This is a genomic window from Natronococcus sp. A-GB1 (assembly GCF_029688845.1).
GTDB lineage: Archaea > Halobacteriota > Halobacteria > Halobacteriales > Natrialbaceae > Natronococcus.
The window spans coordinates 155,478-174,737 of sequence record NZ_JARUKW010000004.1; the positions used below are offsets into that span (position 1 = coordinate 155,478).

Here is a 19,260-nt window from a genome sequence, read left to right on the forward strand (position 1 = left end):
TTCGCACAGCGTAACGGTCGCGGCCCTTTTGCAACTCCGCGGCGAACCGTTGGCCGCCATGAACGACTCCGGCAGTGACGACGCTCGAGACGATTCCCCGGCGGATCACACGCCCACCGAGACCGATTCGGGAACCGGCGCCGGCGACCGAGACGACCGCGGACGTGACCCGCGGGACGACTCGACCCAGATCGCGAACGAGGAGCGACGACGCCACACCCCCTTCATCAGCGCGATCGTCGCCGCGATCGGCGCCTGGGTCGCGCTCTCGGTACTCATCTACGACGTCGGCGCGGCCGGCCTCTGGAACAACGTCCTCGTCGGCGGCGCCGTCTTCGTCGCGGGTGCGTACAACTACTACCGGCTGGTCAACGACGTCCCGCTGAGCATCGGCGTCGGCTCGCTGGTCGCGATCCTGGGGATCTGGCTGATCGTCGCACCGGCCCTGTTCGGGATGGTAAGCGGGTTCTGGAGCACGCTCGTCTCCGGCCTGCTCATCGCGGGGCTGGCGAGCTACAACGCCTACGAGGCTCGAGAGGCGCGCACGGTCGCGACGGAACCCGACGCCGGCGCGCCGTAGCCGACGCGAACCGACCGACGATCGTCAGCTCCCCCTCGAGGTACGTCCGAACGGTTGGCAGTGTCGGTCAGTAGATCAACTCGCCGTCGATGAACTTCCGCGTCCGTTCGTCGTCCGGATCGTCGAAAACGTCCTCGGTACGGCCGACCTCGATGATGTCGTTCTCGAGAAACACCGCGACCCGATCCGCGATGCGCTCGGCCTGGTGCATGTCGTGTGTCGCGACGACGACGCCGATGTCCCGATCGCGGGCCTCGAGAACGGCGTCCTCGATGAGCGCGGTGTTTCGCGGATCGAGGTCCGACGTCGGTTCGTCGAGCAGGAGGATCTCCGGGTCGTAGGCGAGCGCGCGAGCGAACGCGACACGCTGAGCCTCGCCGCCGGAGAGCGACGAGACGTCCTGCTCGACCTTCTCGCCCAGCCCGACCGTCTCGAGCGCCTCGATCTCGGCGCCGGTTCCGTTGGTCCGTCCGACCAGACTGGCGACCTCGTGGCGGAGCCGATCCGTCCAGGGTTGGCGGACGCGCAGGCCGTACTCGGCGTTGCGACGGACGCTCGCGTCGAACAGGCTCGCCTCCTGAAAGACCATTCCGATCCGTCGTCGGAACTCGAGCCGTCGTTGTTCCGAGACGTCCCACACGTCGGTGTCGCCGTACTCGATCGTTCCCCGATTAGGGGAGTCGAACAGCGCGAGCAGCCGAAGGAGCGTCGACTTCCCGACGCCGGACGGGCCGATGATCGCGACGACTTCGCCCGGCGTCACCGACAGGGAGACCGATTCGAAAACCGTCTCGGCACCGTAGCCGTGGTGGATGTTTCGTGCGTCGAGCATTATCGATAGCCTCCGTTACCGCTACCCAGCCGAACCACGATCGCGTTGACGAGGAGCACGAGCACGACGAGGATCGCTCCGAGGATCATCGCGGTCTCGAACCGACCCTGCCGCGCCTCGAGCTGGATCGCGGTCGTGAGCGTCCGCGTGTACGATTCGCCGTCCGCGCCGGCGATGTTCCCGCCGACGATGAGCACGGAGCCGACCTCGCTGATCGCCCGGCCGAAGCCGGCGAGCAGCGCCGTCGCGATTCCGTAGCGGGCCTCCTTGATCGTCACGAGGGCGACGTCGAATCGCGTTCCACCCATCGCGTACGCCGCGTCGCGGACGTTTTGCTCGACGCTGCTGACCGCTGCGAGGCTCACGCCCGTAATCACCGGCGTCGCGAGGACGAACTGTGACAAGATCATCGCCTCCGGGGTGAAGACGAGATCCAGCGACCCGAGCGGACCCTGGCCCGAGACCGCAAACAGCACGATCAGTCCGACGACGACGCTGGGAAACCCCATCCCGGTGTTGATGATCGACGTGAGCAGCGTCTTCCCCCGGAACTCCTTGAACCCGATGAGGAGTGCGATCGGCAGGCTGAACAGGGTACTCAGCGCCACCGCGACGAGGCTCACGTACAGCGAGACGCGGACGATGCTTCGGATGTAGTTCCACTCGAAGGGGAACTCGGCAAACAACGGGGAGACGGTCGCTAACTCGAGTGGCATCGGTTTGGTTCAGTCGTCGGCCTCCGAGGGAGCCCAGTCTTCGGGGACGTACTGCTGGAAGTTCGGTTCCTCCGAGATCGCTTCCGGGAAGAACAGCTGCTCGCCCTCGAGGGTGTACTCCTCGATGATCTCCCGGCCTTCGGGACCCGTCAGATAGCCGATGTAGGCCATTGACAGGTCGTACTCGACGCCGTCGTGAACCGCGGGGTTGACCGCGACGATCCCGTACGGGTTCGCGAGCAGTTCGGGCCCGCCCTCGATCGGACCCTCGACGTGGATATCGAGGTCGATCTCCGACTGCATCGAGAGGAAGCTTCCGCGGTCGGCGAGCGTGTAGTCGCCGGTCTGTCCGACCTGCATTATCACCTCACTCATCCCCTGACCGGCCTCCCGGTACCACTCGCCGAACTCGCCGACGCCGGCCGCGTCCCAGAGCTCGAGTTCCTTCGCGTGGGTCCCGGAGTCGTCGCCACGCGAAACGAACGTCGCGCCTTTCTCGGCAATTGTGGTAAGCGCCGCTTCGACGTCGTTTCCACCCGTGATCCCGGCCGGATCGTCAGATGTCCCGACGACGACGAAGTCGTTGAACATAACGTCGCGGCGGTTCACACCGTAGCCGTCCTCGATGAACTCGTCCTCGAGCGATCGGGCATGGACCATGACGACGTCCGAGTCACCGCTCCGCCCGGTCTCGAGGGCGGCGCCCGTTCCCTGCGAGACGGTGTCGACGGTGACGCCGTACCGATCCTCGAACGGCGCGTTGAGCTCGTCGATGAGGCCCGTATCGTACGTGCTCGTCGTCGTAGTGAGCGTAATCGTCTCGCCGCTGATCTCCGGCTCGTCGTCGTCACCGCCGTCGGAACTACTGGTACAGCCAGCGAGGCCGATCGTCGCGCCCCCGCCGATCCCCGCAAGCATCTCGCGGCGATGTATCGGCATGGATACTTCGTCGAACGCACAGTATAAATGGGTTTCGAAGATTGGTTTACTTGACGTCGATATTCGCGAAAGATACACCTTTCTGTAACCGTGTGTGGTTAACAATGGGTGGATACTGTACAGGAGTCCCTCGAGAGTCGAACTCTACCGATCCGTCCGGAACGACCGATCACGGAACGCTGCCCGTCGAGGTCACGAACCGGGGAGGCACACACGTCGAGGACGAACCCTACAGCCAGGGAAACAGCGCGCGCCGCATCCGGCGAAGCAGCGACGGCCCCTCGTGTCGGACCTCGAGAACGGTTCCGTCCGCGTCGAAAACGACCTCGTCGGCGGGGAGCTGCTCACCGTCGGGCAGCGCGATCCGGCGGTCGGCTTCCGGAACCGTTCCGCCGCTGCTGGCTCCGAACAGCGACGCCGATCGGAGAGACGGCTCCGGGACGGGTTCGTCGTACTCGATGACGTACACCGTCGTCCCGTCGTCGGTCGTCCGCTCCCAATCGACGATCTCTCGAGTCGGCCCCGTCCCGATCATGTAGCAGCGAGATCCCGTCGCCTGGGAGGAATAGGTACCGGTCGGTCTCAGCGCTCCAGATCTGCCTCGAGCCGTCGCCGACGGTAGCGGGCGGCGTGGTGGTCCGTCGCGACGACCGCGAACGCGATCATGACGAGGGCAAAGGAGAAGGTGATCGTCGGCGGGAGATCGTTGAGGTAGCCGTTCGCGAGCTGGCCGGCCGCGAGAACGAGCGGGCAGACCGAAAGCAGGGCGCTGGTTACCGGTTCGGTACGGAACAGTTCGCGAAACGACGGGCGTCGGCGTGAGGCCATGGGAGGTCGGCGGTTGCGTGTGCTGTCGGGAGCGCGATGGTATGCCTTTCGGTTCCCGCCGATCCGAGGTTCGAGATAACCGATACGTTCATTCTGCCCGCGCGACAAGCGTTCCCCATGCGGATTCGCGACTGGCAGGACGTGCTCGAGGACGTCACCGAGCGCAGCGTCGACCCCGAGGACTGGCGGGCCGTCGCCGGCGACCGCGCGGGCGGCGTCGGCGAGGACATGTACCTCGCACATCCCCGGGCGGGAGTGTTCTTCCTCAAGACGTACGCGAAAAACCCCTTCGAGGTTCGCGGCGTCGGGACAAAGGTGGCCCGGAGCCTCGACGACGAGATCGGCTCGTTCATGCCGGAACGCGAGTCGGGCGGGCGATTCGCAGTCCAGTCGCCGCCGGAGGACGCAGACCACGCCGAGACGGTCTCGAAACGGCTCGAGACCGTCCTCGAGACCCACTCGGACGCGCCGACCCGACCGCAGGACCTGTTCGACGACGTGATGGACGCCCTCGAGAGCCCCGCGTTCGGACCGATGGCGTACGACCAGTACGACCGACCCGACGAACTCGAGGACCTCTCGGATCGGTTCGAGGAGGCCGACGAGCTGCTGAGCGCCGAGCTCGACGACCTCATCGAAACCGACGAGGTCGACCGGGGCTTCATGTAGGATCGCGGCGCCTGCGATTGCGTCCGGTGAGCCTTTGACCACCGACTCCGACAGCCTACGGTATGAGCGACAAAGCTGCGGCCGTCGTCCGCGAGTACTACGAGGCCCTCCGACGAGGCACGCCCCTGGCGCCGTACTTCCTCGAGGACTCCTCGACGACGAAGTTCGGGATCAGCGAGGCAGCCTTCGGGTACGACGCCGTCGCCAACGCCCTCGAGAGCCAGACCGAGACGACCGCCGACTGGAGCGTCGAGAGCCACAGGCTCTCGATCAACGAGGACGGAGCGTACGCCACGTTCGTCGACGAGGTGACGATGGCCTGGACCGACACCGAAGCCGGAACCGATCGTCGATTCGACACTCGCTGGAGCGGAACGCTGGTTCGTCCCGAGGTCGTCGAGTCGGGATCCAAAGCCGTCGACGCGGGCGACGATGCTCCCCCGTGGCTGTTCCGGACGATGCACGTCAGCACGGCCGACGAGCTATGAGTCGGCGGCGGGGCCCCGACCGCCGACCACCGCAGTCCAGCGTGGTGACGACTCCGTCGACTCGAGTGGGGATCGCGTTCGTCCTGCTCGTGGGACTCTCCTGTGGATTGATCGCGATCCACGGCGAGGCGTCGCTTGCGGGAATCGGAACGGCGATCGGTGTCGGGTTAGTCGCCGGCAGCGGACTGCTCTGGTATCTCCACTGGATCCTGGCATAGAAGAGCTGATCGGAGGTGTCAGCGACCCATTCGCTGGATCCACAGCCCCGGCGAGTCGAGTTCGTCCTGGGTCGGGAGGTTCTCGGGTCTATCCCAGACCCGGCTCGCGGTCTCGACGTCCCGTACCGCGACGACGTGTTCGAAGAAGTTCTTCCCGCGCTCGTACTGGCGTTCCTTCAGGCCGAGTCCGAGCAGGCGTCGGAACAGCCGCTGCAGGGGGCTCCGTCCCTGCCGACGCTCGTCGAGTTTTCGACGCAGGTCCTCGTACTCGTCGTCGAAGGCGTGGTCCATCAGCAACTCGGCGTAGCCCTCGACGACCGTCATCGCCGCGTCGAGATCCTTGAACGCCGCCTTGTTGAACGACCCCGTCGAGAGGTCCGCGATCCCGTCCTGCATCCGCTCCTCGAGGTGCTCCGAGAGCCACGGTGCCGCGCCGAACTCGGCGGCGTGGGTTACCTCGTGGAAGGCGATCCAGCGGCGGAACCGGTCGACGTCGACCTCGAGGGCGTCGGCGGCCTTGTGGATGTTCGGACGAACGAAGTACAGCGCGTGGTCCTCGGAGGGCGTGTCCGCGAGCAACAACGGGTCGTACTGGCCGAGTACGTTCCGGCCCAGAAACGCCAGCAACACGGTCATCGTTCCGGTGTTGACCGTCCGGGCAGCGCCCGGGAAGGCGCCCGTGGGCGTCTCGAGGGCGCCCATCACCCGTTCGAACGTCTCGACGTTGGCGTCGATCCAGTGGTGGCGGTTCTGGATCTCGACGGTGTCGGGGACGTCGAACTCCGCGCCCGAGACCGCGCGGACGGCTGTGCGGGCCTCGCGGACGTCGCGGGCGTAGGCCTCCCGCTCACCGGGCTCGAGTTCGAGCGATCCGGGGTCGGTCGCCGCCTTGGCACCCTCGGCGGCCGACTGCCAGTCGATCACGCTGTCGCCGGAGGCGCCGGCGACCGCGCGGGCACTACGATAGAGATTCACGGGGTGAGCTACGGGCAGCGAACGCAAAAGGGTTCGGCTCGCCCACTCGCGGTTCGAGAACGCGGCTTCGGTATTCAGAACTTCGTACGAAACTCATGTTCAGTAGAGATGAACTATGTATCACTCGTCGGACCGAGTTCGGTCCGATCTTTCTTCCTGCGGTGGCGTGCGCTGTCGATCGACCGAGCGCAAGTGAGGGCGGTCGACGATGCTGCGCGAGGGATGAGCGAGCGACAGTGGAGCGAGCGAATTGGCTGGGGAGGGCGTGGCGATCCCCTGTGTTCGTGTGAGCAGAACCTGCTTCTATCGGTAGCACCGCGAAAGCCCTTGGCGTTCTCGGGTGCTCCTTGAGTCGCGTGCTTACGTCGTCAGAACGCCCGAGAACGCCAGCCCCTTTCAGTCCCACCCAGCGGTGGATAGTTAGGGCTGCAGACTCGAGGCCGGACGATCCATACGCACTCGCTATGTAACGACTCGAGCAGTTCACAGTCACCACTCAAACTGAAGCAATCGCACTCCGAACTACTGGACGGGTCTTCCGATCGCGTCAGAAAAGCTGCGTTGTACCGACTACGTGACGACGACGTCGGGCTGTTCGTCCTCGGGGAACTCCTCGGCCTCGTCGTCCTCGGTGTACTTCTTCGCCGCGACGCCGAGCGCGACGAGGACGACCAGCGCGATCAGGGCGCCGATCGCTCCCTTTCCGCCGCCCTCTTCCTCGGCTTCCGCTTCGCCCTCGAGCTCCTCCTCGGCCTCGAGGTCGGCTTCCTCCCGCTTCTCGCCGAACGGAAGCGCGTCGTCGATCGCTCGCGGCCCGAACTGGTGGTCGCCCTGGAGGTTCAGCTCGATGAGGGTAAACTTCTTCTCTCCCATGTCGGGGGAGTCGGCGAGCGGTCACTTAGCCGTTTGGCTTGTTCGAGCGCGTCGACGGCCGTCGACTCGAGGATTCGGAGTCTCGATCGGTACGATTAAGTGCGCGTCACTGGCGGTGTGTTGTATGAGTGGACGACCGCTTGACGTCCTTGAGGCGTCGCTCGGCGAACGCGTTACCGTGCGGCTCAAGAGCGGCGACGAGTACGTCGGCGATCTCACGGGCTACGACCAGCACATGAACCTCGTGCTCGAGGACGTCTCGAGGGCGGGCGACCGGGAAGTGGACGACGAGGCCCCGGTCGAAGACACAACGATTATACGCGGCGATAACGTCGTTTCGATCACTCCATGACTGGCGCAGGAACCCCGAGCCAAGGAAAGAAGAACAAGACGACCCACACGAAGTGCCGTCGCTGCGGAGAGAAGTCCTACCACACGAGAAAGAAGGTCTGCTCGTCGTGCGGCTTCGGCAAGTCCGCCAAGCGCCGCGACTACGAGTGGCAGTCCAAGACGGGCGACAACTGAACTTCTACCTCTTCGACTCGCTGCCCTCGAGCGACGCGTCTCTTCGTTCGGAGTCGCTCGAGTCGCGTCCTCGAGGTGTTGAGGCCGATAGCTCTTCGAGGAGTCCGATAGCCGGTAGCGCCATCGCGGGACTCTCGAGCCGATCTCCGGCGCTCGAGCCGAGCGTCGACGATCGCTTGATATAGCTGCCGCGCGTATAGCTCTCGATCGACCGCGAGCGACTGCAGTCGCCCGCGGACGAGGAAATCATGCTATCGGAATCACTCACCTACCTGAAAGACAGCGACGACGCGCTGAAGACGAGCATCATCGGCGGGCTCTGCCTGCTGTTTGGCTTCCTGCTGATTCCGCTCTTTCTCGTCTGGGGGTACGTCGTTCGCGTGCTGGCTCGGACCAGCCGCGACGACGACGAGGCCCCCGGCTTCGAGGACTGGGGCGACCTGACAATCGACGGCGCGAAGGCGTTCGCGATCCTGCTCGCGTACTCGCTCGTTCCCGTGGCCGCCGGCGCCGTCCTGTTCGGGGGCGTCTGGCTCGCCACCGGCGGCACGCCGGGGACGATCGGCGCGATCGGGTTCCTCCTCGCCGGGATGGTCACGCTCGCGGCGTTCGTCGTGGCCGCGTACGTCTCGCCCGCGGCGATCGCGAACTTCGCGAGCGAGCGACGCCTCGGCGCGGGGTTCGACGTCGACGAACTCCGCTCGGTCCTCGCGACGGGAACGTACGCGACGGGGTGGCTGCTGGCGTTCGGGATCGTTATCGCCGGCTCGTTCGTCTCGGGAGTACTCAACGCCGTCCCGCTCGTCGGAACCGTGCTAGGTGCGATCGTCGCGTTCTACGCGCTCGTCGCAGCCTACTACGTCATCGGACACACCTGGGGCGACCTCCACCCCGTCTCGCTCGAGACGTCCGACGACGGCCCCTCGAGCGAACGTCCCGCGGTCTGATCGCCGAACCGGAACCTCGCTCTCGAGTCCGATGAACAGCCATTAGTCTCGCGCCGCGAACACACCTACTATGGAGACGACAGCCGCCTTCGAGGGCCTCGAGTGCGTCGACTGCGAGTCGACGGTCGACGCCGATGCGGAGACTCACCGGTGTCCGGACTGCGGTGGAATCCTTGACCCGAGCTACGACTACGACGCGGTGGATCTGGATCGAGAGACGCTCGCCGAGCGCCCGTTCGACTCGCTGTGGCGCTACGAGGAACTGCTCCCGTTCCCCCGCGAGGACGCCGTGACGATGGACGAGGGCGCGACGCCGCTGGTCGAGTGTCCGACCCTGGCGGACGAACTGGGCGTCGGTCGGCTGCTGATCAAGGACGAGGGGCGGAACCCAACGGGGACGTTCAAGGACCGGGGACAGACCGTCGCCGTGACGGCCGCCGATGGGCACGACGCGGGTGAGGTGGCGCTGGCGTCGGCCGGCAACGCGGGTCAGGCGGCCGCAGCGTACGCGGGACGGGCGGGGATGGAGTCGCACGTCTACGTTCCCTCGCGTTCTGGCTTTACGAACAAGGCGATGATCAACGTCCACGGCGGCGACATGAACGTCGTCGGCGGACGGTTCGGCGAAGCCGTCGCGGCCTTCGAGGAGGGGCTCGCGGAACACGACGACTGGTACTCCCTCCAAACGTTCGCCACGCCGTACCGCCACGAGGGGAAGAAGACGATGTTCTACGAGATCGCCGAACAGCTCGAGTGGGAGACCCCCGACGTGATCTCGTACCCGACCGGTGGTGGGGTCGGCCTCGTCGGAATGTACAAAGCGGCTCGAGAACTCGAGACGCTCGGCCTGACCGACGCGGTTCCGTCCTTCTACGCCGCCCAGGCGTCGGGCTGTGCGCCGATCGTCGAGGCGTTCGAGGAGGGACGGGACGCCCACGAACCGGTCGAACACCCCGACACGATCTGCGGCGGTATCGAGATCCCCGACCCCGGCGCGAGCCCGTGGATCCTCGAGGCGATCCGCGAGAGCGAGGGGGGCGCCGTCGCGACCGACGACCCCGAAATCCTCGACGCCGCGATCGCGGTCGCAAAGCGAGAGGGCCTCGAGATGGCGCCGACCTGCGCCGCGGCGGTCAGTGGTCTCCTCGAGCTGGCCGATCGGGGCGCCTTCGACGGTGACGAGACGGTCGTCGCGGTCAACACCGGGACGGGGAACAAGGAAGCCGACGTGTTGCGCAGCCACCTGATGAGCAAGGGGGTTTGACTGGAGCAGTCGTTGGTAGTGCGGTTCTTCGTTTAGTCTGGGCAACGAATCTAAACCGTCCGATTCGTTACGTGGAGCGTGCCCACGTACCTTTTTTCCGCCTCGGGATTCCTCACTACGTTCGGAACCGCTCTCTGCTCACGAGAACGTAACGCGGTCTCTTTCATCAATTAATAGAGGTGTTGAGAGAGTCGTGCTGAATACAGCGCGCGAATCAGCAACGCGGTGCCGACATCGGTGAGGGATTCATGCACGCACGGATCACAACAGCAGGAGTTGTGCAAGGAAAATGACCGTGAGGAACACCGAGAGTACAGCCATCCCATACGCCATAAATCCGTACTCAGTAGGCTTCTGCTCTTCTTTGGGCTTCCACAGTCTAACAAGACCGCCGGCGAAAATCGAAAGTCCAACGCCGAGTTGAGCGAGTGCCCCTAATTCGGTCGAAACGCCGGTCGAAGCGCTGTAGACCGTAATAAATTGCGCAATGAAAATCAAACCGCTGTATAGGAAACAGAGCGTTACGAATCGAGCCGCTCGCATAGGAGAACTACCACATTTCAACGGATAATGGTATCGGTCAGTCCGAAGACTCCTCTCACGACAGATTCACCGCAAGCCGGGTAGGACAAAGGATGTCGGTCTGCTGCACTCACCCTCTATATTCAGCAGGCGTCTCTTGACAGCCATCGGAGAGATTGATTGCTGCGTCGTTACCTACTTGACCTGTACGTAACGCGAGGTTCACACGGATCTTGAGTAAAGAAATTGTGTTACTTCCTACTTTGACGATAACTAAAGAAATTGGCACTTATCGTCCAACCGTCGTCCGATCGAGTGCGCACCGATTTTCAGCGGCTACCGTACGCCTCGTCGGCCGCCGGAAGCGTAAACGAGAACGTCGAGCCCTCTCCGGGCTCCGAGTCGACCCAGATCTCGCCGCTGTGGCGCTCGACGATCCGCCGACAGAGCGCGAGCCCGATCCCCGAGCCCGCGTACTCGTCGTGGGTGTGCAGCCGGTGGAACACCTCGAAGATGCGTTCGGTCTCGTCGGGGTGGATGCCGATCCCCTCGTCGCGGACCGAGATCCGCCACATCGACCCCTGTCGTTCGGTCGAAACGGTGATCCGTGGCTCGCTCTCCCGCGAGTACGTGAGCGCGTTCGAGAGGAGGTTCCGGAGGAGCTGGCGGAGCTGCTTCGGGTCGCCCTCGACCCGTGGGAGCGCCTCGGCGCCGATCTCGGCGTTCGACTCCTCGATACGACCGCCCAGCCTCCCGAGAACGTCGTCGAACACGTCCTCGAGCTCGACGGACTCGAGCGGTTCGCCCGCGGTATCGATCCGGGAGTAGGCGAGCAGGCCGTCGATCATCTCTCGCATCCGGTCTGCGCCGTCGACGGCGAACGCGAGGAACTCCTCGGCGTCGCCGTCGAGTCGGTCGCCGTAGCGATCCTCGAGCAGGCGGAGGTAGCTCGAGACCATCCGCAGGGGCTCCTGGAGGTCGTGGGAGGCGGCGTAGGCGAAGCGCTCGAGGCGCTGGTTCGACGTTTCGAGCTTCTCGATCGTCTCCTCGAGCCGGCGCTGGTACTCCCGACGTTCGGTAACGTCGGTCTGGGTGATCACGCCGCGACGAACCTCGCCGTGATCGTCGCGCACGGGCATCCCGTGTGTCATGACGATCCGACGGTCGCCCTCGACGGTCTCGATCTCGTGGACGTCGGGTTCCGTGACCTCCTCGCCCTCGAGGACGCGCGTCATCGTCCACTCTTCGGGTTCGATCGGGTCGTCGGTGTCGACCCACCAGCCGTCGTAGCGGTCGTAGTCGCCGATCGCTTCGGCGTCGAAGACGTCGCCGCCCCACAGCTCCCGAGCCGTTTCGTTGGCCTCGATGAGCCGTCCGTCGGCGTCGGCGACGATCACCGCGACGGGCAACACCTCGAACAGCGTCTCGAGCTGGCGCTTGTGGGTCTGGAGCTTCCGCTCGGCGCGCTTTCGTTCGGTGATGTCGGCGACCGCGCCGGGGAACGTACGCGGGGTTCCGTCCTCGTCGCATTCGACGTGGCCGCGGACGACGATCCAGCGGAGGTCGCCGTCGGCATTGCGGACGCGGTACTCCTCCTCGTACTCGCCGCAGCGCTCGAGGGCGTCCTCGATGCTTCGCTCGACCCGGTCGCGGTCGGTCGGGTGGATCGACGAGACGAAACGCTCGAGGGAGACCCCCTCCCGAGCCTCGTCGGGGTCGACCCCGAACGTCTTGGCGAAGGCCGCCCCGGCGATAAACTGGTCCTCCTGGACGCGCCACTCCCAGGTGCCGACGGCGCCGGCTTCCGTGGCGGCCTCGAGCTGTGCTTTCGCGTCCTGCAGGAAGCGCTCGCGTTCCTTCTGTTCGGTAACGTCCTGGGCCATCGTCAGCCCGGCGACGACGTTCCCGCCGTCGTCGGTAACCGGAACCACGTGGACGAGCCACGCCCGGCCGTCCTGCTCGAGTTCGATCCGCTGTTCCTCACCCTCGAGAGCGCGCTGGTAGGCCGGACCGACCGTCGCCGCGACCGATTCGTCCCAGACCTCCCGAAAGTGTTTCCCCTCGAGGTCGGCTGGGTCGGCGTCGAGCCGATCGAAGCCGCGACCCGCCGCCAGCGTGTACTCCCCGTCGAGATCGAAGAGGGCGACGATCCCGTTCGGGAACTGCTCGGCGAGGGTTCGGTACCGGCGCTCCGACACCGCTAATCGATGTTCGCGTTCGACCTGTTCGGTCACGTCCCGGAAGTACACCGAGATCCCGACCTCGGTCGGATAGACGTCCATCTGAACCCAGCTGTCGAGGGGTTCGACGTGTCGCTCGAACGAGAGGGGCTTTTTCGTCGCCATCACGGTCCGGAGTCGCTCCTCGAGGTGGGTGCTGACGAGCGACGGCAGCGCCTCCCAGACGTTCGCCCCGTGCAGGTCCTCGGCCGGCCGGCCGAGCAGCTCCGCGGCTCGGTCGTTGACGTAGGTGACCCGCCAGCCGTCGTCGAGGGCACAGAAGGCGTCGGAGATGTGGTCAAACACCGCATCGAGCTCCGACGAGAGCTGCTCGACACTACGCTCGAGCCGCCGGGTCCGTGGATCCGGGTCGTCGCTTCCCCTACCCGCCCGCGGTGGCGCTCCCGAATGCCTGACGATGCAGACGGTACCGCGTTCCTCACCCTCCTCGATGAGCCGCTCGAGACGGACCGTACAGTCGACGGTTCGGCCGTCCGCGGTCTCGATCACCGTCTCGAGGTCCCGTCTGTGACCCGGGTCGTCCTCACTCTCGTCCTCATCCTCGCGCTCGAGGACGTCGGCGTCGAACAGCGCCGAGACGTATGCGTCTACCAGTTGCTCCCGAGCGTAGCCCGTGATCTCGAGCAGGTCGTCGGTGACCGTAACGATCCGTCCGTCGGCGTCGAGTTGAAGCACGCCGCCGTCGAGGGCGTCGGCGATCGCCCGAAACCGCTGTCGTTCGACGGCCGGGCTGCCGGTCGACCACCGCAGTTCCTCGGTCGATTCCGCCCGATCGCTCATACGGTGACCACTCTCGGCGGTGGAAAAATAAAGCCGACGTTCGTCGGCCCGCTCCTCGATGCCACGGGCGGTCGCCGTCGTCGGCTACTGTCGGAGCGCCGTCTTGGGGCCGTTTCGTAGCGCTTTTCCCGGTTGTCGGGAAACGGAGCGGTATGACTGCCCCCTGGACCGACTGGAACCATATCCTCAAACTCGACCCCGACAAGGAGCTTCCCGACGGCGTCACCTTCGGTGATCTCTGTGCGACCGGCACCGACGCGATCGAGATCGGGGGGACGATGGGGATGACCGAGGAGAACATGACCGCGGTGATCGACGCCTGCGCCGAACACGACGTGCCGCTCTACCAGGAGCCCGCGAACCCGAGCGTCGTCGTCCGGAACGACGCCCTCGAGGGCTACTTCATCCCGACGGTGTTCAACGCCGGCTCGCCGTTCTGGATCACCGAGGCTCACAAGGAGTGGGTCCGGATCGACACCGTCGACTGGGAACGAACGACCACCGAGGCCTACATCGTAATGAACCCCGAGGCCGACGTCGCGACCCTGACGGAGGCCGACTGCGACCTCGGGGCCGACGACGTCGAGGCCTACGCGAAGGTCGCCGAACGGATGTTCGGCCAGGAGATCGTCTACCTCGAGTACTCGGGGATGCTCGGCGACGAGGAGATCGTCGAAGCCGCCAGCCGGGGTGTCGACGAGTCGACACTGTTCTACGGCGGGGGTATCCACGACTACGACTCGGCGTACGGAATGGCCCAGTACGCCGACGTGATCGTCGTCGGCGACCTCGCCCACGACGAGGGGGTCGACGCCCTGCGGGAGACGGTCGAGGCCGCGAACGACGCCTGATCGGACCGCGCTCGCTCGGGTCACCGTCGAGCTCAGAGAACCCAGTCGAATCCATCCGCGACGGCCTGTTTTCCACCCGTTTCGACGATCTCGCCGTGACCCGGAATCAGCCGGTCGAACTCCCAGGCGAGGACGTCTCTGATCGACCGTCGAAACGTGTCCTCGTTGGCGATCGTCAGCCGGAACTCGATCGGCGGAGAGACCCGCCGATAGATCCGCAACAGCCGCGCGACGAGGCGGGTCTTCAGGGGGCTCGAGGGCCCGACGTGAAAGCCGACGTCGCCGAGGATCACGGTTCCGCTCTGTCGGTGGTAGTACGCGATCTCGGTGAGCCAGCGGTGGCCGTCGACCGCGACCTGATCGATGTCGGCGCTCCAGCGCGGGTCGGGAGTGTCGCCCAGCAGTCCATCGAACTGCAGATCGGGTCGCCGAGCAGCCAGTCCCGGCGCGGCCAGCAGTTCGACGCCCGGAAACGCGGCCCGGTACTGCTCCATGTAGAGGTGGCCGTGAAGTTTGCTCGCGGGCGCGACGAAGCGGACGTCGCCGAGTTCCTCGAGCGCACGCTGTAGATCGGGCGTCAGCTCGGCGGGCGACTGGACGAACAGCCCCCCGCTCGAGAGTTCGACGACGGTCATGATCCGCCCGAGTTCGACACTGAAGAACTGAAGCGGTTCCTCGTAGGTCCACAGCCGATCGGCCCGTTCGGTGAGCATTCCGTTATCCTACGCTTTCAGACGGTATCAAAACACTCGACGGTTCGCCGGGGTCGGCTCGAGTGCTCGTCACAGCGCGCGCGGATCGCGTAACTGGTCGCCTCTCAGATGGGTTTCTGTACGTTAGTTCCGAAACGACCACGAATCGTCCTACGGCCACTCCGGGAACTCGATACAGCAGATCGTATCAGCAACGACTGTTCAGAAAGGATATGCCGATACGTCGTACTCCACCTGGCATGCCTTCCGTCTCTCGTCGAAAAATCCTCCTGGCGGCGAGCTGCGTTTGTAGTGCGGGTATCGCCGGCTGTACCGGCTCGTTTCGGTCCCCCGAGCGGGAAGCTCGGCTGCTCGAAGTCGAGTTGCGGAACCACACTGCGGACTACCAGTCGGTGCTGGTCATCGTCGAGGACGACGGCGAACAGGTGTTTGACGGGATTACGTCGCTTCCGCCCGCGGACGAAGGGTCCCCCACAACTCGGACCGTCGAAAACCTACCTGAAGAGCCCGGCGTCTACAACGTTTACTTCAATCTCGCTCGGCGACCGGATGACGTCGAGGGGGAGTTCTGGGCCAGGGCAGCCAATACGAACGCCGACTGTCGGGCGTATCGGATCGACGTCGAATCGGACGACGTCGGCGAGCCACTGTTCGGAATCTACCGAGCGGACGGCTGTTGAGGCCGGTCACTCGAGCCGGTAGCGCAACAGCGCCGCGATCCCGCCGAGGTTCGAAAGCTGCTCGCCGGGCGGGAACTCGCTCGAGAACACCGTTACCTCGCCGCCTTTCTGCTCGGCCGTGCGAACGACGTCGTCGACGTCGAGGGTCCACTCGCCGTCGGGCCCCCGTTCCCGCCGGAGTCGGTCGTCGACGATCAGCAGGCGTTCGATCGCGCCGTACTCGGCGGCCTGCTTGACCTCGTCAGGGCCGTAGGCGGCCTTCGCGCCCTGAGCGATGCGCTGTGTGAGTTCGTCGATGTACTCGGCCTCGCTCTCGATTCGAGTCTCCTGTTGAACGTCCGCGACGGCGCCCCGTTTGAGCACCTCGTGGACCCCGCGGTCGCCGACGGCCGCGGTGTCGACCATCGTGATCTTCTCGGCGATCTCGGGTGCGTTCTGCTCGATGTACTTGTAGGCGTCCTGCTTCGTAAAGCCGGGCCCCGCGAGGATGACCGCGTCAGCGTCCTGGCGCTCGAGCACCGTCGCCAGTTCCGCGAACAGCTCCGAGCGCTCGCGGGCGAAGTCGCCCTTGCCCGTGGGTCCGGTGATCGCCGCCCGTTCTTCGGTGCCGTACTGGGCGACGGTGTGGACGTGGGCCTGTCCCTCCTCGACGGTCGCAATGGCGACATCGGGGTTCTCGGTCGCCTCCTCGGCCTCCTCGAGACGGGCCTCCTGGTCGGGTTTGAACCGCTTCTCGATCGACAGCTCCTCGCGCTCCTCGACGTTCAGGGTGTGGTGGAAGCCGAGCTGGTCCTCCCGCGAGCAGGCGACGATCTCGCCGCCGACCCGAAGCCGGTTGGCGAACTTGTGGAACTCGATATCGTCGACGGCGATGGCGACCCACATGTGCTCGCGCTCGCCGCCCGTGTCCCGCATCTGGTCGTCGTTGCGCTGGATCCGCCGGGTCGTGTCGCCCGCAACGCGATCGCCGGGCTCGAGGACGTACTGGAGGTGCCAGAGGTCGTCCACGCTCTCGGGGACGACGGTGAGCCGCTCGCGACCTCCGTCGAGTCGCTCCCGGTCTTTGATCTGCATGGCCGTGAGTTCGCAGGGCGGTGGTAAGTGGGCTGCGATCCGGTAGCTGGGGCAGCGACCCGGCGCTCGAGCGGGTTCGTCGAGGCTCTCTCTGTCCACACGACGGCGGCTCTCCGCAGCCCCGCGAACGGGCATCTCACCTATACCGGCAACATGAACCGCTAGCCGAGACGCGGGTTTCGAGATATACCCGATCACGTCCTGCGATTTCCGCTCGAGGATGCGTCACGGGATCGGTAAGCATTGCCCGGGGCGACGAACGGAGAGCCCTCGGGTTCGAATCGGGAGTATGGCGATTGCACTGCGAACGCTCGACGACGGGGCGTGGATCAGCGTCGACGACAGCCGCCGGGTGAGCGTCAGCGACGTCTGGACGCTCTCTCGAGGCGTCTTCTGCGAGTGCGAACCGGCGTACGTCCTGCTCGAGGGCTTCTTCGGAACCGGGGTCGAAGGCTCGGTCGTCGTCGCCGACACGGTCGGCCAGTGTCTCGAGTGTGGCACCCGCGACTCGATCGATCGACTCCCCGTCGGCCGCATCGTCGACGGCGAGTTCAAGGCCTACAGTCCCGAAGCCGTCCAGTCGACCCTCGAGTCCGACGCCGGGCGGCAAGCGTAACCGGAATCCCCGAGAGGCGGGGAGAACTGACGTCACGCAGGGGGGCTTATAGGCGGAGTTCATAGCGGTGATATCAATGCCGAGTGACGTCGAGCAGTGGAAAGACGAACTCTACGGTACCGACATCCGCGCCGAGATCGAGCGCTTCGCGGAGGAGGGGTGGGACGCGATCCCCGACGACGAGCACGACGCGTGGTTCGAGCGCTTCAAGTGGTACGGCCTGTACCACCAGCGCGCCGGCCAGGAGTCGTACTTCATGATGCGGATCGGTCCACCGGGCGGCGTCCTCGAGCCCGGCCAGTTCCGGGAGATCGTCGAGATCGCCGACGACTTCTCCCGCGGCCCCGCCGAGAATCCGGTGTTCGGTAACGGCTGGATCGACGTGACGACCCGACAGGCGATCCAGCTCCACTGGATCCGCCTCGAGGACGTCCCCGAGATCTTCGACCGCCTCGAGTCGGTCGGCCTTTCGACGGTCCAGGCCTGTGGCGACTCCTGGCGCAACATCGTCGGCTGCCCGGTCGCCGGCAAGGACAAACACGAACACGTCGACGCCGACGCGCTCGCGACCGACCTTCACGACACGTTCAAGCGAAACGAGGCTCACTCGAACCTGCCCCGGAAGTGGAAGGTGTCGGTCACGGGCTGTGACGAGGGCTGTGGTCAGGGCGACATCAACGACCTCGCGTTCGAGCCCGCCGAGAAGGAGATAGACGGCGAGACCGTCACGGGCTACAACATCCGCGTCGGTGGCGGCCTCTCGCGCAACGAGCCCCGCTTCGCCCGGGACATCGACGTCTTCGCGACGCCCGAGCAGGCCGTCGACGTCGCCGGCGGCATCTCGGCGCTGTTCCGGGACAACGGCGACCGCGAGAACCGCTACAACGCCCGAATCAAGTTCCTCATGGACGAGTGGGGTCCCGAGAAGTTCCGCGAAACCCTCCAGGAGGAGTTCGTCGACTTCGAACTCCACACGGCGGGCGAGGACCTCCGGGAGTCGTACTCCTACAACGCGGGCGAGGCCGACGGCAAACACGACCACGTCGGCGTCCACGGGCAGCCTGACGGCAACTACTACGTCGGGCTGAACGTCCTCGTCGGTCGCATCGGCGTCGACGAGGCGTACGACCTCGCGGACGCAGCCGACGAGTACGGTTCGGGCGAGGTTCGGCTCACCCAGCGCCAGAACATCGTCTTCACGGACGTCCCCGAGGAGAACGTCGACAACCTGCGCTCCGAGGACGTTCTCGAGCACTACAGCCCCGATCCGCACCCCTTCCAGCGCGGGTCGATCGCCTGTACCGGAACCGAGTTCTGTTCGCTCTCGATCGTCGAGACGAAGAACCGCCAGGTCCGCTACGCCCGCTGGCTCGTCGACAACGTCGAGCTGCCCGACGGCGTCGAGAACTTCCACGTCCACCTGTCGGGCTGTACCGCCTCCTGTGCCCAGCCCCAGATCGCCGACGTCTCCCTGCGCGGGATGAAGACGCGCAAGGACGGCGAACCCGTCGAGGCGCTGGACATCGGCCTCGGCGGCGGCCTCGGCGAGGACCCGCAGTTCGCCGCCTGGATCGCCGAGCGCGTGCCCGCCGACGAGGTGCCCGGTGCGATCGCGAACCTGCTCGAGAACTTCGAGGAAGCGCGCGACAGCGAAACTCAGAGCTTCCGGGAGTTTGTCGCCGAGCGCGACGACGAGGAGCTCGCCGACCTGATCGAGCCCGAGGAGACCGACTACGACGATCCCTTCATGCACAACACGAAGCGGACGTGGTACCCCTACGCCGAGGAGGACGACCTGGACGAGAGCCCCGCTCCTGCGAGGTCTGACGGGACGCCGATTCCGTCGGACGACTGACAGCGATCGCCGCTCGGCGCTGTGCTCTCGGCCGCCGCCTTGCGACGGTTCCCGGAGCCGCTGCGTTCGATTCAG

Annotated in this window: 23 protein-coding genes; 12 read left to right on the top strand and 11 right to left on the bottom strand. The window is 65.6% G+C overall.

The genetic code is table 11. From position 1 onward, the window contains the following. Nucleotides 1-58 precede the first annotated feature (58 nt). Nucleotides 59-580 carry a hypothetical protein gene (locus tag QA600_RS06535; RefSeq protein ID WP_278291149.1) on the top strand — a complete coding sequence of 174 codons (522 nt, stop codon included), beginning with the start codon at nt 59-61 and terminating at the stop codon, nt 578-580. A 67-nt stretch (nt 581-647) separates the two neighbouring features. On the opposite strand, the gene QA600_RS06540 is transcribed toward QA600_RS06535, so the two are convergent. The 5 genes from QA600_RS06540 to QA600_RS06560 all read right to left on the bottom strand — a co-directional run bounded on the left by QA600_RS06540 (nt 648) and on the right by QA600_RS06560 (nt 3,895). Then, a complete protein-coding gene (locus QA600_RS06540) occupies nt 648-1,415 on the bottom strand; it encodes a phosphate ABC transporter ATP-binding protein (RefSeq protein ID WP_278291235.1) in 768 nt (255 codons plus the stop codon). Then, nucleotides 1,412-2,128: an ABC transporter permease gene (locus QA600_RS06545; protein WP_278291150.1), complete on the bottom strand. Its 717-nt coding sequence runs from the start codon at nt 2,126-2,128 to the stop codon at nt 1,412-1,414. Before QA600_RS06545 ends, QA600_RS06540 begins: the two co-directional genes overlap by 4 nt. A gap of 9 nt (nt 2,129-2,137) precedes the next feature. Continuing rightward, entirely contained in the window at nt 2,138-3,067 is a 930-nt protein-coding gene (locus tag QA600_RS06550) for a substrate-binding domain-containing protein (RefSeq protein ID WP_278291151.1), read from the bottom strand. Nucleotides 3,068-3,296: 229 nt separating this feature from the next. Then, nucleotides 3,297-3,602, bottom strand: a complete 306-nt coding sequence (locus tag QA600_RS06555) for a hypothetical protein (RefSeq protein ID WP_278291152.1) — start codon at nt 3,600-3,602, stop codon at nt 3,297-3,299. A 47-nt stretch (nt 3,603-3,649) separates the two neighbouring features. After that, a complete protein-coding gene (locus tag QA600_RS06560; protein ID WP_278291153.1) occupies nt 3,650-3,895 on the bottom strand; it encodes a hypothetical protein in 246 nt (81 codons plus the stop codon). A 117-nt stretch (nt 3,896-4,012) separates the two neighbouring features. Here QA600_RS06560 and QA600_RS06565 point away from each other — a divergent pair, with 117 nt between their 5' ends. The 3 genes from QA600_RS06565 (at nt 4,013) to QA600_RS06575 (ending at nt 5,270) form a co-directional block, all read left to right on the top strand. Beyond that, on the top strand, nt 4,013-4,564 hold the full coding sequence (locus QA600_RS06565) for a hypothetical protein (RefSeq protein WP_278291154.1): 552 nt from the start codon (nt 4,013-4,015) through the stop codon (nt 4,562-4,564). Between the two features lie 62 nt (nt 4,565-4,626). Further along, nucleotides 4,627-5,052, top strand: a complete 426-nt coding sequence (locus QA600_RS06570) for a nuclear transport factor 2 family protein (protein WP_278291155.1) — start codon at nt 4,627-4,629, stop codon at nt 5,050-5,052. Continuing rightward, the gene (locus QA600_RS06575; protein WP_278291156.1) at nt 5,049-5,270 is read left to right on the top strand and encodes a hypothetical protein; all 222 of its coding nucleotides are present in this window, start codon (nt 5,049-5,051) and stop codon (nt 5,268-5,270) included. Before QA600_RS06570 ends, QA600_RS06575 begins: the two co-directional genes overlap by 4 nt. An 18-nt stretch (nt 5,271-5,288) precedes the next feature. On the opposite strand, the gene QA600_RS06580 is transcribed toward QA600_RS06575, so the two are convergent. Further along, on the bottom strand, nt 5,289-6,245 hold the full coding sequence (locus QA600_RS06580) for a zinc-dependent metalloprotease (RefSeq protein WP_278291157.1): 957 nt from the start codon (nt 6,243-6,245) through the stop codon (nt 5,289-5,291). Nucleotides 6,246-6,815: 570 nt separating this feature from the next. Then, a complete protein-coding gene (locus QA600_RS06585) occupies nt 6,816-7,118 on the bottom strand; it encodes a hypothetical protein (RefSeq protein WP_278291158.1) in 303 nt (100 codons plus the stop codon). A 124-nt stretch (nt 7,119-7,242) separates the two neighbouring features. Between QA600_RS06585 and QA600_RS06590 the strand changes: the two genes are divergently transcribed. The 4 genes from QA600_RS06590 (at nt 7,243) to QA600_RS06605 (ending at nt 9,854) form a co-directional block, all read left to right on the top strand. Further along, a complete protein-coding gene (locus QA600_RS06590; RefSeq protein WP_005556806.1) occupies nt 7,243-7,470 on the top strand; it encodes an LSM domain-containing protein in 228 nt (75 codons plus the stop codon). Next, nucleotides 7,467-7,643 carry a 50S ribosomal protein L37e gene (locus QA600_RS06595; RefSeq protein ID WP_005556804.1) on the top strand — a complete coding sequence of 59 codons (177 nt, stop codon included), beginning with the start codon at nt 7,467-7,469 and terminating at the stop codon, nt 7,641-7,643. The genes QA600_RS06590 and QA600_RS06595 overlap by 4 nt, the downstream gene beginning before the upstream one ends. Before the next feature lie 248 nt (nt 7,644-7,891). Further along, nucleotides 7,892-8,590 carry a DUF4013 domain-containing protein gene (locus QA600_RS06600; RefSeq protein WP_278291159.1) on the top strand — a complete coding sequence of 233 codons (699 nt, stop codon included), beginning with the start codon at nt 7,892-7,894 and terminating at the stop codon, nt 8,588-8,590. Between the two features lie 70 nt (nt 8,591-8,660). Continuing rightward, nucleotides 8,661-9,854 carry a threonine synthase gene (locus QA600_RS06605; RefSeq protein WP_278291160.1) on the top strand — a complete coding sequence of 398 codons (1,194 nt, stop codon included), beginning with the start codon at nt 8,661-8,663 and terminating at the stop codon, nt 9,852-9,854. Between the two features lie 261 nt (nt 9,855-10,115). Here the strand turns inward: QA600_RS06605 and QA600_RS06610 are convergent, their stop codons facing one another. Next, a complete protein-coding gene (locus QA600_RS06610; RefSeq protein WP_278291161.1) occupies nt 10,116-10,397 on the bottom strand; it encodes a hypothetical protein in 282 nt (93 codons plus the stop codon). A 308-nt stretch (nt 10,398-10,705) separates the two neighbouring features. Next, entirely contained in the window at nt 10,706-13,396 is a 2,691-nt protein-coding gene (locus QA600_RS06615; RefSeq protein WP_278291162.1) for a PAS domain S-box protein, read from the bottom strand. 152 nt (nt 13,397-13,548) lie between these two features. On the opposite strand from QA600_RS06615, the gene QA600_RS06620 reads away from it, so the two are divergent. Next, entirely contained in the window at nt 13,549-14,247 is a 699-nt protein-coding gene (locus QA600_RS06620; RefSeq protein WP_278291163.1) for a phosphoglycerol geranylgeranyltransferase, read from the top strand. Nucleotides 14,248-14,279: 32 nt separating this feature from the next. Here QA600_RS06620 and QA600_RS06625 read toward each other — a convergent pair whose 3' ends face one another. Further along, nucleotides 14,280-14,960 carry a DUF4336 domain-containing protein gene (locus QA600_RS06625; RefSeq protein ID WP_278291164.1) on the bottom strand — a complete coding sequence of 227 codons (681 nt, stop codon included), beginning with the start codon at nt 14,958-14,960 and terminating at the stop codon, nt 14,280-14,282. 239 nt (nt 14,961-15,199) lie between these two features. On the opposite strand from QA600_RS06625, the gene QA600_RS06630 reads away from it, so the two are divergent. Next, a complete protein-coding gene (locus QA600_RS06630) occupies nt 15,200-15,640 on the top strand; it encodes a hypothetical protein (protein ID WP_278291165.1) in 441 nt (146 codons plus the stop codon). Between the two features lie 6 nt (nt 15,641-15,646). Here the strand turns inward: QA600_RS06630 and QA600_RS06635 are convergent, their stop codons facing one another. Further along, complete coding sequence (locus QA600_RS06635; RefSeq protein WP_278291166.1) at nt 15,647-16,714, bottom strand: mRNA surveillance protein pelota; 1,068 nt, start codon at nt 16,712-16,714, stop codon at nt 15,647-15,649. 289 nt (nt 16,715-17,003) lie between these two features. On the opposite strand from QA600_RS06635, the gene QA600_RS06640 reads away from it, so the two are divergent. Both QA600_RS06640 and QA600_RS06645 read left to right on the top strand, forming a co-directional pair. After that, nucleotides 17,004-17,330 carry a hypothetical protein gene (locus QA600_RS06640; RefSeq protein WP_278291167.1) on the top strand — a complete coding sequence of 109 codons (327 nt, stop codon included), beginning with the start codon at nt 17,004-17,006 and terminating at the stop codon, nt 17,328-17,330. A gap of 76 nt (nt 17,331-17,406) precedes the next feature. Beyond that, nucleotides 17,407-19,185: a ferredoxin--nitrite reductase gene (locus tag QA600_RS06645; RefSeq protein ID WP_278291168.1), complete on the top strand. Its 1,779-nt coding sequence runs from the start codon at nt 17,407-17,409 to the stop codon at nt 19,183-19,185. Nucleotides 19,186-19,260: the final 75 nt, after the last annotated feature.